Origin of the sequence: Aquimarina brevivitae, assembly GCF_004216895.1 — a bacterium.
Lineage (GTDB): Bacteria > Bacteroidota > Bacteroidia > Flavobacteriales > Flavobacteriaceae > Aquimarina > Aquimarina brevivitae.
The window spans coordinates 1,701,101-1,716,927 of the sequence record NZ_SGXE01000001.1 but is presented as its reverse complement, the minus strand read 5'-3'; the positions used below and the strand labels follow the sequence as shown (position 1 = coordinate 1,716,927).

The window sequence follows — 15,827 nt, the reverse complement described above, 5'->3', positions numbered from 1 at the left end:
TCATGAAAAGAATTATTCTTGTATCTATCTTATTATTGTGCACGAGAATATCTAAAGCACAAAATATTAATTTAAGCAATGCTACAGACTACATTAGAGTTCAAAAAGCTGGTGAAACTGATTATACAAGAGCTTTTGGCCTTAATGGCTCTAATCATTTATATATCGGTAGTGTTGAAAAAACAATAGGAAATATTTATTTTTTTAATAAAGGAACCGACCACCTAATGACATTAAATCCTAATGGAAATTTAGGTATTGGCACCACTAATCCCGGGTCTCGATTAGATATACTTTCAAATACCGCACTAAATCAAACAGAAAGTTTTATGCGCTTTAAAGTATCTGATGCTCCCTCGGATTATCTGCAAATATTTAATATCACTGGTGTTAGCAACAGATTTCTACCTGCTATTAAAGGAAATGTACAGTCTGCAAATATAAGCTCTTTGATATTTATTGGGTCTACTGATGCTACAAATGACAATTCAAGTGACAATAGTATTATGAGATTTGACACTAGAAGATCTACTAATGATCAAGGAATAACGAATAGATCTTTATTTCAATGGACAAATTTTGACCAAAAGCTAATGACCATGTCTGCAAATGGTAATTTGGGTATTGGAACAATATCACCTACTTCTAAACTTGAGGTAAGAGGAGGAATTAAAACATCTTATGATAATAATAGATCTATTACTTTATTCACCGCAGGAGATGGAAATGCCTATATGAATATGACTGGTGGCACCGCAAACTCTCGATTTGGATTTCAGGTTGATGGAAGTAGCAAAATGTCCCTAATGCAAAATGGTAATTTGGGTATTGGGACTGTAAACCCAGATGTTAATCTTCATGTTTCAAAAAGTAATGGCCAAGGAAATGCTCCTATCATTGCTGGTAATGTGGCAACTTTTCAAAGTAATTCTGCGCCAGGATATTATACTTCTGCAAATATTATTTCAGGAACAGAAGGAAGAGCTAGTTTCTTTTTTGGAGATAAAGATGGTGGAGCTATGGGAGGTATACGATATAATAACTCGGATAACTCCTTAAGTTTTAGAACCAATGGAGGTGATGACAAACTTTTAATAACAGCAAGCGGTAATGTCGGTATAGGCTCTACAAACCCAGATGCAAAGTTAAGAGTGCAAGGTTTACATTCCTTAGCTAGATTTAAGACTGATATTGATGGACGTTTTGAAATTCAAGCTACCAGAAGTACTAGTAATTCTAACATAACTGATTTAGTACTTTCCTCCCAAAATCACATCGTTTTAGACCCTAATGTTTCTGGAACTAATGGAAATGTGGGCATAGGGACTTATACCCCAGACGCTAAATTAGCTGTCAATGGCACCATTCATAGTAAAGAAGTAAAAGTGGACCTGGTAGGATGGCCAGACTATGTTTTTGAACCTGAGTATAATTTACCTACTCTGCAAGAAGTTGAACAACATATTAATGAAAAAGGTCACCTGCAAAACATCCCCTCTGCGGCAGAAGTGGAAAAAGAAGGTGTTCAATTGGGTGAAATGAATGCCAAACTCCTGCAAAAAATTGAAGAGCTTACACTTTATATGATTGAGCAAAACAAAAAGACAGCACAACTTCAAAAAGAAGTTGAACAGTTAAAAAAGAAAAATGCTGAATTAGAGCAGAGAATAAAATAATTTTTAAAGTATCAAGAGACCGAAGTAATGATTTCAACTTCGGTCTTTGATTTTTTGTTTTTACCTATTACCGAACAATTTAACAACTCTACAAATTTGTGTACCTTAGGATTAAACTCTTAGCCTAAGCATGATCACTCCCTATTTTTCAAGCACGACCACTAAACTTCTATATCAAGTGGTTATCGACCTATTGAATGAAGCTGTTGTACTCAGTAAAAAACACACTGTGGAGCTACAAATTATGTGCTTTAATTTTACAGAGGAGCTCATTTATGAGCGGATAAAAACAATCGCCCTCGAAAACCCTAAGATGACCATCAAGATATTAGCCGATTGGGGTAATATTTCTCAAGAAAATGATCGTAAAATTCATCTCTTGGCCAAACTCAACCTGCCCAACTTAAGAGTTCGATTAAAATATGATCAGCCTTACCTTTGGGATACAGCTCAGCAAAAGCTCTTATGGAACTATAACGCTAGTTTGGGGATGTTGCATCATCGCACGCTATTGGTACTCAAAAATAATCAACCTATAGCTTTACAATCTGGTAGCTATAACTGGACAAAACAAGCGAATCGAAATTATGAAAACATCATCCAATTCTCATCAACCAACAGTAATAAAGATAATACCGAACTCTTAAAATGTTTTCAAAAAGAATTCACATTTTTATGGAGCAATACTTCTCTTACACTATCCTTTAAAAGTGGTTTGCAATATTTAGACAAATTTGCAAATGAATTAAAATCAAATAAGGAAGTAGCACTTCCTTTCGGCTTAACTAATGACGATATCCAAGAGAATACACTACAACAAAAAACATTACCAAAAAGTGAAATAGACTCCTCCATATTAGTTGGTTTTAATAGTAAGTATCCGTCACAAGAAAATGGGAATGGCTTTCACCAATACAATAGTTCGCGCTCTTTTAACCTTCGAAAAACCTCAGGCATTGTGCATAAAGCACCCATTACCATAACAACCCTAACGTTGGATCTAATCAATGCTGCAAAACGAAATGAGACGATTTACCTTGCTATGTTTGCACTCTCCTATCGCACTGCAGAATATAACGCTTTATTGCAAGCGGCAAGACGAGGCGTACGATTACGGTATATTCTTGATCGAAACGCAAATGAAGAGGTAATGGATAAGCTTCAAAAAACAGCTTCCAAAGAAAGACTACATATTAAAATCCGATCAGGAAAAAAGGTGATGCATCAAAAATATTTGGTTAATATATCCACTGGTGATATCGTTACCGGAACTGCTAATATGACTACAGACGCCACCGATAGACATTGGGAACATCGTATTTTATTTAGAAATAAAAAAGCTCTGGCAACTCAGTTCATTTTAGACTTTGAAACCATTTGGGAAAGAATATCCTTGAGTAAATACAAAAAATAAACCGGGCTTGATGCCCGGCTATTAAACCACGAAACTGATGCTTCGATCATTTCGATATTATAAATATAAACAAAATAAATGTACCACACAAATTTTTTATCCTTCCAGCAATCGCCTCATATTCACATTTTCATAATTTCTACGGACAAAATCCAGTGCAGTTTTCAAAATTTCGCCCATTGTCGCACTTCTTCTAAATTTAAGATCCAATGTAAAGTTATACAAATGCTCTCGTAACTCTTCAATATTCTGATCCGTAGAAATTCGATCTGCACACATACAATCAATTAAAGTTTCAGAACGATCTCTGGCATTAAGCATTCGTTTAGCCAATATAGAACGTTCTTCCTTTTTGTATTGTTCGATAGAGTTTGGTTGCAGTTTAGTCATCACCAGATTGACCATCTCAAAATTTTCTTTAAAAAACTGGGGTTGATATACTTTTAATTTTCCCTCATAAGACTGCTGATCAAAATCAATCGCTCTTAGCCTGTATTCTACGTGATCAAAATCGTGAGTAGGCACAATAACATAATTATAGGATCGCATATCCCCCAGCAACCGCATTTGACAACGTTCGTTGAATTTTACAAATTCTTTTGCTATCTGTGATTTAGCCTGATCACCAAGATTGGGTAAAAAATCTTTAATAAAAACATCTCCCGGTATACCTGCAATATGCTCTTCTATAAGCGTATTTTTATAAACCAAAAAGTTAATCCTATTGGGCGAAAAAATATGTTCGAGCTCTAGACCGTAGATTCGTGAAGCGTCTGCTTTCTTCACATAGATATACGTAAAGTTGTCATTTAAAATATTACGTATTTTAATCCGAAACGGTTTAGAATTCCCAAAGGTACAATAGTCAATCGCATCTACATTAAGAAATTCAATTGCATCTTCGTTTCCATCAGAGTGTAAAATCGTATATACTTTTTTTAAGCTTTGCTCGATCTCCGGACGCTCGTGCTCTTCATAATACACTCTAACCCATAAAGTATCCTCATCATTACTATCATAAACCACAACCGAACCCGAAAAACGTAATAGATCGTCGTAAAACACCGGAATCTTTATTTTTCGATTACACTCCAACAAATATTCCTCTAATCGCTCACTAATGGGATAGGTTGGTTTTTTCTTTGACATCAACTTTTCTTCCATAAGGATAAAAATAGCAAAATTGTGTAAGCCAAATATTATTTATGTAATTTTATAGCCCAATTATACTCAAAATCAAAATTTAAGCTACAACATATTATGAAGCCTATATTTACAATATTACTATTTTCTTTCTCTTTATTGACTGCTCAAGAAACTGGCAAATGGTTCTATGCAACGATGAATTTACAAGACGCGTATGAGCTCCAAAAAGATTTCCCTAGAGAAATTGAATTACTGAAATCTGTAGGTAACGAAGTGGCTGTGTATATGAGTGAAGAGGTAAGCCATGAACTACACGGAAGGGTTTTAGTGCACGGACCTGGTTATATCTATAGAAATTCCAAAGAGAACGCTATAAAAAACCTCACTACCAGTGTTAAAAGTTCCCCCAAAGTAAACTTTAGCATTACTGAAGATGCTACGGTAAACGCTGCAATGAATGCCATCAATACACAAAATATTGAAGACCATATACTAGAGCTACAAAATTACGGCACTCGATACCACACCAGAGCAAATGCAACACAATCTGCAGAAGATCTTAAGGTTAAATGGGAAACTATGGCTGCAAACTACGGTAGAACTGATGTTAGCGTTCGGTTATACAACCATACAAATACCGGTATGCCTTCTGTAATTATGACCATTACAGGGACAGAAATTCCTGATGATTATGTGGTCGTTGGAGGTCATTTAGATTCCACTTCATCACAAGGCAACGATAATGCACCGGGAGCTGATGATGATGCTTCTGGAATTGCTACAATTACCGAAGCCGTTCGCGCATTATTCGAAATTGATTTTAAACCCAGAAGAACAATCGAAGTCATGGCTTATGCTGCAGAAGAGGTGGGTTTAGTAGGTTCTACTGAAATAGCGCAAGAATACAGTACCAATGATATTAATGTTATTGCGGTTTCCCAGTTTGATATGACAAATTACCAGGGATCTGGTAATGATGTTTATTTTATTGAAGATAACACAGATGCATCGTTAAATAGTTTTTTTAAACAATTAATAGACCATTACAATGCTTCAGGAACCCACCAACTAACTTACGGCACAGCCTTTTGTAATTATGGTTGCTCTGATCACGCTAGTTGGCATCGAGAAGGGTTTAAAGCTACCTTCCCTTTTGAAGCTAGTTTTTCTTCCTACAATCCTAACATTCACACGGCTAATGACACGTTTAGTATATCAGGTACTGCAAATCACGCCACTAAATTTGCGAAGCTGTGTACAGAATTCTTAATAGAAATTGCAAAATCGGATGAAAGCCTTTCTGTAAATGATTTTGAACAAGCGGGGTATACCTTGTATACAGCAAATAGAACCTTAATCTATACGGCTGAATCTTCAAGTCCTCAGTTAACCAACATCATCTTGTTTGATATGCAAGGAAAAACGATACTAAAAGAAAATGATTTAGATAGATCGGGTGCCATCGCTTTACAAGCCATAAGCCCCGGAATTTATATCGTCGCCGCAAATTTGGAGGGTGGAAAAACGATCTATAAGAAACTAGTTGTCAACTAGGTATTAATATTTCCTTTTCTCAAAAATTTAAGCTTGACCACCTCCTGTTACCGGGAGGTGTTTTTGATTTAACACAACTAAGCAATGTAACAAATTAGCGATAGGTTCGTCTAGTCTTATAGAACCACCAAAAAACAAGCAATTGGAAAACATACTTACAATTAACAATCTTACCAAAAACTTTGGTCGCATAACTGCGGTAAAAGATTTGTCTTTTACGATTCAAAAAGGGAATGTGTATGGTATCTTAGGGCCTAACGGAAGTGGTAAATCTACTACCTTGGGTATTGTACTTAACGTTGTAAATAAAACTTCAGGTGACTTTACCTGGTTTGATGGAAATACCTCTACCCACGATGCCTTAAAAAAGGTTGGAGCCATCATTGAGCGACCTAACTTTTATCCTTATATGACCGCTGCCCAAAATCTTAAATTAGTCTGTAAGATTAAAGGCGTTACAACGGATAAAATCGACGATAAATTAGAGGTTGTAGGATTGTTAGACCGAAAAGATAGCAAGTTTAGTACATTTTCTTTAGGGATGAAACAACGATTAGCTATTGCTTCCGCCCTATTAAATGATCCTGAAATCTTGATATTAGATGAGCCCACTAATGGACTCGATCCACAAGGAATTCATCAAATACGTGAAATTATAAGAAAAATCGCTGCACAAGGAACGACTATTTTATTAGCCTCTCACCTGCTAGATGAAGTAGAAAAAGTTTGTACTCACGTGGTTATCATACGCAAAGGAGTGAAACTTTACTCCGGACCAGTTGATCAAATGAATGCAAGCTATGGTTACTTTGAGTTAAAGAGTCATCATATGAATCAACTTAAAGATTGGTTAGCTTCACAACCTTCCTTTGGTATCCTTAAGGAAGAAGGAGATAAAATTACCGCTTTTCTTAATGAAGAACTAGAGGCTTCTGAAGTCAATAAAAAAGCGTTCGAGGCTGGGATCGTATTAACCCATTTGGTGAAACGAAAAGAAAGCCTTGAGGAACAATTTTTACAACTTACCAACAACCAAAACTAAACCCATGCTACGATTACTAAATATAGAATTTCATAAACTTAAATATAGTAGATCTGCAAAGGTAATATCCATTACATATTTTGTATTGATCACCTTTATCGCTCTTATAGCCTCTATCGAATTTAAATTTGGCGGTATTAACTTTAGAATTGCAGATCAAGGCATTTTCAACTTTCCTTACATCTGGCATTTCAATGCATTTATAGCAGCTTGGGCTAAGCTCTTTTTAGCTATCGTAATCGTTTCTATGATGTCTAACGAATACAGCAATAGAACCTTAAAACAGAATTTAATTGATGGCCTAAGTAAAAAAGAATTTGTTGCCTCCAAATTTCTAACTGTTATTGCTTTTGCTTTAATCTCTACCCTGTTTTTGTTCTGTGTTTCTATGATTTTAGGCCTTAGCTTTTCAGATTATACTGAGATAGGCATTATCTTTTCTGATTTCGAATACATTATCGCCTATTTTGTAAAATTACTAGGATTCTTTGCTTTTTGCATGTTTTTAGGTGTTTTTGTAAAGCGATCAGCCTTTGCATTAGGATTTTTATTTATCTGGTGGGTTATAGAAAACATCTTATATGCTTTAATGAAATTTAAAGTTTTTAAAGGGACTACTATTGCTGATTCTATCATTCAATTTTTTCCTTTAGAGTCAATGGGGAATTTAATAAAAGAACCTTTCACCAGACTTAATTTTATTCAATCCGCTGCAAATCAATTAGGTGAATCTTTTCAAAAAGACTATGGAGTACATTGGTATCAGTTCTTAATTGTACTGGTTTGGACTTCAATTTTTATTTGGCTATCCTATTTACTTCTAAAAAAGAGAGATTTATAATATATTTGACACTTTGGGGTCAAATAGATGAAATACATTCTTACAGTTATACTATTACTCTTCTCCCTTATCTTTTATGGTCAGGGAGAAGCTAATTTTTGGTACTTTGGTCAAAACGCAGGGCTTAATTTTGGAACCACACCTCCCTCAGCATTAACCAATGGACAGCTAAATACCTTAGAAGGCTGTACCACGATATCTGATGCAACTGGTGCCTTATTATTTTACACGGACGGACGCTCGGTCTGGGATAGAAATGGGGTAATTATGCCAAATGCTAATTACAATGCAGGCAACGGACTGCTAGGAGACCCCTCGAGTACGTCAAGTGCATTGATCGTGCCTCAACCCAATACTCCCGGACGTTATTTTATTTTTGCCGTTGATGAACCACATCACGAAAATGCGGCTACATATCCTAACCAAAACACGGACTTTAGTGTCAATGAAGATGACGGGTTCAATAATGGCTTTACCTATTCTGTGGTAGACATGAATCTCAATGGAGGCCTTGGAGATGTCATTCCCACAGAAAAAAATATCCCATTGGTAACTTACGACCCCTCAAGTTTTGATGAAAGCTCTTATAAGTGTTCCGAAAAAATTACTGCAGTTAAAAGTGACGACTGTGATGCTTTTTGGGTCATTACCCATTTTATAGATACCTTTTATGCGTTTAGAGTGGATCAAACGGGTGTAGACCCAAATCCTGTCACATCGCAAGTTGGTGTTGAAGTTCCAATTTCGGGGTATCGAAGAAATGCATTGGGATACATGAAAGCTTCTCCTGAAGGGGATAAAATTGCAGTGGCACATCTTGGATTAGCTACAGTTACTGGAGGCAACGGTCCTGGAAAAGTATTGCTGTATGATTTTGACAATGTAACCGGTTCTATAAGTAATGAAATTGAACTCTACGATGGAGATGCCCCCTATGGAGTTGAATTTTCTCAGAGTGGCGAAAAATTGTATACTACCATAGGTATTGGTAGTGACGGCTCCGGAGACGGTTTTTTAATGCAGTTTGATCTAACCCTACCTCCCACTCAAATTGCAGCTAGTGGTACCCGTATAGCCAATGAAAATGGTCAAGATATTACACCATTTAGTGCAGGGGCTATTCAGCTGGGTCCTGACGGTAGGATCTACAGAGCACTTTTTAACTTTAATAACGGAGATGACAATTACCTTGGTGTACTTCAAAATCCCGAAGCGGATGCCGCTAATGTAAATTACAGCGATCGGGGCATTTTAGTGGATACTGATGGACTGCGTGGTTCTCGTATCGGTTTACCCCCGTTCATTCAATCCATATTTGCACGTTCCATTGATATCGTGAATAGTGGCACACCGAATGATATAAATTTAAACCTTTGTGAAGGCGATAACTACACCCTAAGTTATCAAAACATTGCAACAGCAACGTATACCTGGTTTGTTAATGACGTGGCAATTGCTAACACTACGAATAGCTTAACCATAAATACCACTGGTAATTATAGATTAGAAGTTGATCTCAATGATGGTAGTTGCCCACTAATTGGAGCAGCAAACGCTACTTTTTTTGAAGTACCTACAGTTCAAACTACGCCAACTACTCAACAACTATGTGATTCAGACAACGATGGCAGCCTTGACCTTGATCTTTCCTCGTACACGGCTGACATTTTAGGAACTCAAGACCCAACTACCTTTCAGGTAAGCTACTATCGAACACTTACGGACGCTGTATCAGGAAGCAATCCATTACCTCAAATTTTTACAACTGAAAATAATCCACAAAACATAGCGATCCGTATACAAAACAATGGTAATCCATCTTGCTTTGACACCACAAACTTTTCCGTAGAAATATTTGATACACCTACAGCTAATCGAGTTGAACCGATTATCGAATGTGATAATGCAGACGATGGAGATGATACTAATGGAGCCATTAACTATGACCTAACACAATTAAATAGTATAATTTACAACGGTCAGGATAATGCGCAGTTTAACATTCAGTATTTCACCAATCAGCTTGATGCAGACAACAACACCAATCCCATACCTAACCCAACGACTTTTTTATTTGATGGAAATACCTCTGCTGTATTTGCAAGAATTCAAAACTCTGCTAATCCGGGCTGTTATGATACCACTGAAATTCCGGTTACAATCAATCCGCTGCCACAAGCAATCCCTTCTACATTAACGCAGTGCGATGCTTTTCAAGACCCCAATGACGGAAACACCATTTTTAATCTTGATCAGGTTTATGATCAGCTTACAGGTGCCATACCCGATAGAAACTTGATTTTTTACGAAAGCTTAGTAGATGCTCAAAACGATATCAATCCTATCAATAACACTTTAGCCTATGCTAATACTTCGGCCAATCAAATGTTATATGTTCGTGTCATCAATAATAATACTGGATGCTACAGGATAAGCACAGTGAGTTTAGCCGTAAGTTTAACCAACGCCAATGATATTGAATTTAGGGAATGTGATGATGACGGAAACGAAGACGGCTTTAAAGTTTTTGACCTGACCTTAGCGGATACTCAAATTCTATCAGGTCTCAATAATCCAGATCTATCGGTAAGCTATTACACAACTCTTGATGAAGCACTAGCAGAAATTAATCCTATTACTACCATTACTAATACCACTCCCTACACCCAAGGTACAGATATAGTCTATGCTCGTGTAGAAAATAGTAGCAATCAGTGTTTTGGCATCAATGAAGTTGCACTCTTTTTATATGAACTACCAGCTATCGAGAGGGAAGCTATTTATTTTAGCTGTTCCAATGGTCCGCAAATACAGCTTGATGCTGGGTTACCCGTTGGAGTAAATCCAGGGGATTTTAGTTATAGTTGGTCCACAGGAGAAACCACAGAAAACATCACCGTAGATGCACCAGGCAACTATTCAGTGATCGTTACTAATAACAACACGGGTTGTGCTGAAGTAAGGACGGTGAGCGTAGAAATTTCTGGACCTGCTAGTATATCCTCTATTGTAATTGTTGACGCCACAACGAATAATAGTGTTACTATAAATACTGAAGGTCCAGGCGATTATGAGTACACCATTGATGTTGATAACCAAGGCATCCTCAATTATCAAGATAGTACCATATTTACAAATGTGCCACCAGGTTTTCATACCGTGTACATAAGAGATATAAATGGATGCCAACCCATTGTAACTCGCAATATTTCGGTTATTGGATTTCCAGGTTATTTTACTCCAAATGGTGACGGTATTCACGATTCTTGGTCGGTAGAAGGAATTTCTAGTGATGTATTGGGCAATTCCATTATTTACATTTTTAATCGACAAGGAAAATTATTGAAGCAATTGTCTCCAGGAGGAAACGGTTGGGATGGAACTTTTAATGGAAGATTGATGCCCTCTGATGAATATTGGTTTAGAGTTCAGCTAGAAGATGGTAGATTATCCACTGGAAGTTTTTCGTTAATTCGATAAAATCGTACCCTATCCTTTTATAGTTTCTTAAAGAGTTTTTTATTCCGTAACTCTTAATTTAGCGAAACGGAATTAATACCATCCTCTCAAATTGCTAGTAATAAACTCGTATGAAATTTAATATAAAATCAGAATTTAGCCCAACAGGAGATCAACCACAAGCCATAAAGCAGTTAGTAGGTGGCATCACCTCTGGTGAAAAACATCAAACCTTACTGGGGGTGACGGGTTCTGGTAAAACATTTACAGCAGCTAATGTCATAGAAAGTGTGCAAAAACCAACACTGGTATTAGCACATAATAAAACCCTTGCCGCTCAGCTGTATTCAGAGTTTAAACAGTTTTTTCCTAATAATGCTATAGAATACTTTGTATCCTACTATGATTACTACCAGCCTGAAGCCTATATCCCAACCACTGGGACGTACATCGAAAAAGATTTATCCATTAATGATGAAATCGAAAAATTACGCTTAAGCACTACCTCATCCTTACTTTCAGGTCGAAGAGATGTACTTGTTGTTGCATCCGTTTCCTGTTTATATGGTATCGGCAACCCTATTGAGTTTCAAAAAAATGTAATCTCCATTGCCCAGGGTCAATTTGTATCCCGAACTGCGCTGCTCCACCGCTTAGTTCAAAGCTTGTATTCTAGAACTGAAGCCGAATTTAAGCATGGGAATTTTAGAATTAAAGGAGATACGGTTGATGTTTTTCCGGGATATGCCGATGACGCCTTCAGGATACATTTTTTTGGTGACGAAATTGAAGAAATTGAAGCGTTTGATGTGCAAACGAATGAAGTGTTAGAAAAGTACGATCGATTGAATATTTATCCCGCAAATATGTTTGTTACTTCTCCGGAAGTACTACACAATGCAATTGATCAAATCGCATTAGATCTTGGTAAACAGGTCGCTTATTTTAAAGAAATAGGAAAACCATTAGAAGCCAAGCGACTAGAAGAACGAGTGAATTTTGACCTGGAAATGATCAAAGAACTTGGTTATTGCTCTGGTATTGAAAACTATTCTAGATATCTGGATGGAAGAGCGCCAGGAACAAGACCATTCTGCTTACTTGATTATTTTCCGGATGATTATTTGATGATCGTGGATGAAAGTCACGTGACTATTCCGCAGGTACACGCTATGTATGGTGGAGATCGATCCCGAAAAGAAAATTTAGTAGAATACGGATTTAGATTACCTGCCGCCATGGATAATAGACCCTTAAAATTTGAAGAATTTGAGGTGCTTCAAAATCAGGTAATATATATTAGTGCCACCCCTGCAGATTATGAATTACAAAAAAGTGAAGGTACTTACGTGGAACAAATTATTCGCCCTACCGGATTATTAGATCCAGAAATTGAAGTAAGACCCAGTCTTAATCAAATCGATGACCTCATCGAAGAAATTCAAAAAAGAGTCGATAAAGACGAACGTACTTTAGTTACAACATTGACCAAAAGAATGGCAGAAGAACTCGCAAAATACCTTACACGCATTGATGTGCGCTGTCGCTACATTCATAGTGACATTGATACCCTGGAACGTGTAGAAATTATGCAAGATTTAAGAAGAGGACTTTTTGATGTACTTATCGGTGTAAACTTATTAAGAGAAGGCTTGGACTTACCCGAAGTTTCTTTGGTCGCTATATTGGATGCAGACAAGGAAGGCTTTCTGAGAAATAATAGATCTTTGGTGCAAACCGTAGGTAGAGCAGCAAGAAATGTCAACGGTAGAGCAATAATGTATGCTGATAAAATAACAGAAAGTATGCAGAAGACTATTGATGCAACCAACTACCGTAGAGAAAAACAGATTGCCTACAATGTAAAGCACAACATTACACCTACAGCTATCAAAAAATCATTAGATAGTGCCTTAGCTGGTAAAAAGCCAGAACCTTATCAATTTGAAGCAGCACCAACACTTAAAGCAGCTGAGGAGGAAACAGCGTATTATACGAAAGAACAATTAGAAGCTAGGATTAGAACGGTTAGAAAAGAGATGGAAAAAGCAGCTAAAGATCTTGATTTTATGATGGCGGCGAAACTACGCGATGAAATAAAAATGTTACAAGAAAAGGTTAAAAATACAAGTATATAATGGTTGGGACGTAATAAAATTACGTTTTTGCTTCCTCCACAAACCACAAACAATAGCTAACTTTACATTTCGAGATGAAATAAAATATTTGTATTCCTAATTCTAAGGCTTTTTTGGAGTATATTTATCTAACTATACTACCCAAAAACAAACCAAAGCAGATTACAATTAAATAATTCGCCGATGTATACAAATTTGTTATTTCAAAGTTTTTTTTATCTGTCTGATAATTTTTTAATGATCATAGATAGCGACGGAAATTTTAAAAAAGTGAATGACAAATGGAAAGAATTGGGGTTTTCTAAGGAAGAGCTTATTCAAACTCCTTTTGTAAATTTGATATATCCTGAAGATCAAGCTGAAACTAAAAATTTTATTGCGGCTGATGAATTTAGCAATACTGCATCTGAGCTTAAAAATCGTTTAGTATCTCAAGACGGAGACATATTGTTGATCAAATGGCGATTTTTAAAAATAGATTCCACGGAGGATATCATAGCCATAGGAAAAGACATTTCGGACCAGACCAGGCAACAATTGACTTATGAAGCCTTTACTAAGGATCTTAAAGAAAAAAGCAAAAAACTAGAAGATCTCTTTGAACTTAGTGAAGATCTCATCGTTATTGCAAACGCTGACGGATATTTCAAAAAAGTGAATCCCAAATGGATTGAAATATTAGGGTATTCAGAAGCTGAATTATTAAGCACGCCGTTTATGGAATTTATTCATCCAGATGACCGCAGTAAAACCACTACTATGGTGAGGAAACAAATGGAAGGTACTACAGCCATTAAATTTGAAAATCGATACCAAACTAAATCCGGTGAATCCGTTTGGTTGGAGTGGAATGCAACATCCGTAGATCAAACTGGTGATATCTTTGCGATTGCAAGAAATACCACCGCCCAAAAAAAACAAAAAATAAGGGAACAAGCAACGCTTAAGGAGGTAAGAGCTAAAAATAAACAACTAGAAGACTTTGCCTATATTACCTCTCATAACTTACGAGCTCCGGTGGCAAATATTGCTATGCTCACCAAGTTTTTAGAAGAAACGCAACTTTCTGAGGAACAGGAAAAGTTAACTAAGCTGCTTACAGACTCTACCCGGATCTTAAACCAAACCCTGCATGACCTCATAGAAGTTATTCAGATCCATAACAAGGATAACACAAAATTAGTCGAGGTTTCCTTAGAAAAAATAGTAAAAGAAGTAACCAATCAATTAAGTGGAGAAATTATGTCAAGTAAAGCAGAAATTACTACAGACTTCTCCGACGTGAGCATTGTGAGATATTCTGAAATCTTTTTAAGAAGTATTTTCCTTAACCTTATATCGAATGCACTCAAATATAAATCTCCAGATCGTAAACCTGTGATTAATATAACAGCTAAAAGATTAAAAAATTCGATACAATTAACATTTAGCGATAATGGAATAGGAATTGATCTAGAAAAATATAAGAATCAAGTTTTTGGATTCAAGAAAACCTTTCACAATAATATTGATGCAAAAGGTTTAGGACTTTTTATGACTAAATCACAGATAGAAGCTCTTAATGGAACCATCAAAGTTTCGAGTACCCTAGAGAAAGGTACTAAATTTACGATTAATCTTAACCTTTAAATGAGTAAAACAAAAGAAACATTCTGCGTAATTGATGACGATTTGATTCATCAGTTTATTATCAAAAAAATGATAGCTGGTATACCCGCAGATTTTGAAAAAAATGTTTTGGTCTTCTCCAACGGGCTAGAAGCAATTACCTATTTAAAAAATGCAATATCTAACCACGATGAATTACCTGATATCATACTGTTAGATATCAACATGCCCATAATGAACGGATGGCAATTTTTAGAGCAGTATAAATCCATTTTTCCCTCATTAAATAAAAAAATTACCATTTATATTTTATCCTCATCGGACAATCCGCATGATATTGCAAGGGTAAAGGAATTTAAAGAAGTGTCGGGGTACTTTATTAAACCCATTACAGAAAATGAATTAGAAAAATTAATGACAGCCATATAAATTAAAAAGCGCTCTTTTAGAGCGCTTTTCAAAAACATTAATTAACTAAATTAAGTCTCAAATCAAACTTATTTATGAAATCTCAATCAATCGTTTAGGTTGAACCTTAGCTTCCTCCTTTTTAGGCAACGTAATCAACAAAATTCCATCCTTATAAGAAGCTTCTATAGCCTCAGGATTAATCGTTTCTGGAAGCGTAAACGAACGCTTAAAAGAGGTATAGGAAAATTCTTTTCGGGTATAATTTGCATCATTTCCATTAGTCTCACGCTCTACTTCTTTCTCTGAAGATATTGAAAGAAGGTCGTTATCCAATTCTATATTAAAATCAGCTTTATTTAATCCAGGAGCAGCTAATTCTACCATAAAACTATCTTCATTCTCTCTAATATTTACCGCAGGTGTATTAAAATTACCTGTTCCATTTTTGGTTACTCCCCCAAACCAATCGGTTGCAAATAAATCGTCAAATACTGACGGAAATCTGTCTGTTCTTTTTACTAAAGTCATAATTGTATGT

At 36.1% G+C, this 15,827-nt stretch carries 11 protein-coding genes; 9 read left to right on the top strand and 2 right to left on the bottom strand.

Annotation, left to right across the window (positions count from 1 at the left end):
• Positions 1-2 precede the first annotated feature (2 nt).
• Together EV197_RS07575 and EV197_RS07570 are read left to right on the top strand one after the other, a co-directional pair.
• Positions 3-1,676 (top strand): TMF family protein, encoded by a 1,674-nt coding sequence (locus EV197_RS07575; RefSeq protein WP_130286116.1) that lies wholly within the window; start codon positions 3-5, stop codon positions 1,674-1,676.
• A gap of 130 nt (positions 1,677-1,806) precedes the next feature.
• Complete coding sequence (locus EV197_RS07570) at positions 1,807-3,090, top strand: phospholipase D-like domain-containing protein (protein WP_130286115.1); 1,284 nt, start codon at positions 1,807-1,809, stop codon at positions 3,088-3,090.
• Between the two features lie 96 nt (positions 3,091-3,186).
• Here EV197_RS07570 and EV197_RS07565 read toward each other — a convergent pair whose 3' ends face one another.
• Positions 3,187-4,254, bottom strand: coding sequence for a hypothetical protein (locus EV197_RS07565; protein WP_130286114.1), 1,068 nt, complete (start codon positions 4,252-4,254; stop codon positions 3,187-3,189).
• 96 nt (positions 4,255-4,350) lie between these two features.
• Here EV197_RS07565 and EV197_RS07560 point away from each other — a divergent pair, with 96 nt between their 5' ends.
• The 7 genes from EV197_RS07560 (at position 4,351) to EV197_RS07530 (ending at position 15,307) form a co-directional block, all read left to right on the top strand.
• A complete protein-coding gene (locus EV197_RS07560; protein ID WP_130286113.1) occupies positions 4,351-5,790 on the top strand; it encodes a M20/M25/M40 family metallo-hydrolase in 1,440 nt (479 codons plus the stop codon).
• Between the two features lie 142 nt (positions 5,791-5,932).
• Positions 5,933-6,832 (top strand): ABC transporter ATP-binding protein, encoded by a 900-nt coding sequence (locus EV197_RS07555; RefSeq protein WP_130286112.1) that lies wholly within the window; start codon positions 5,933-5,935, stop codon positions 6,830-6,832.
• A 4-nt stretch (positions 6,833-6,836) separates the two neighbouring features.
• Positions 6,837-7,673, top strand: a complete 837-nt coding sequence (locus EV197_RS07550) for an ABC transporter permease (RefSeq protein ID WP_130286111.1) — start codon at positions 6,837-6,839, stop codon at positions 7,671-7,673.
• 27 nt (positions 7,674-7,700) lie between these two features.
• On the top strand, positions 7,701-11,153 hold the full coding sequence (locus EV197_RS07545) for a T9SS type B sorting domain-containing protein (RefSeq protein ID WP_130286110.1): 3,453 nt from the start codon (positions 7,701-7,703) through the stop codon (positions 11,151-11,153).
• Between the two features lie 110 nt (positions 11,154-11,263).
• Positions 11,264-13,270 (top strand): excinuclease ABC subunit UvrB, encoded by a 2,007-nt coding sequence (gene uvrB, locus EV197_RS07540; RefSeq protein WP_130286109.1) that lies wholly within the window; start codon positions 11,264-11,266, stop codon positions 13,268-13,270.
• Between the two features lie 183 nt (positions 13,271-13,453).
• On the top strand, positions 13,454-14,899 hold the full coding sequence (locus tag EV197_RS07535; RefSeq protein WP_130286108.1) for a PAS domain S-box protein: 1,446 nt from the start codon (positions 13,454-13,456) through the stop codon (positions 14,897-14,899).
• Positions 14,900-15,307 carry a response regulator gene (locus tag EV197_RS07530; protein WP_130286107.1) on the top strand — a complete coding sequence of 136 codons (408 nt, stop codon included), beginning with the start codon at positions 14,900-14,902 and terminating at the stop codon, positions 15,305-15,307.
• Between the two features lie 72 nt (positions 15,308-15,379).
• Here the strand turns inward: EV197_RS07530 and EV197_RS07525 are convergent, their stop codons facing one another.
• A complete protein-coding gene (locus EV197_RS07525; RefSeq protein WP_130286106.1) occupies positions 15,380-15,817 on the bottom strand; it encodes an Hsp20/alpha crystallin family protein in 438 nt (145 codons plus the stop codon).
• Positions 15,818-15,827: the final 10 nt, after the last annotated feature.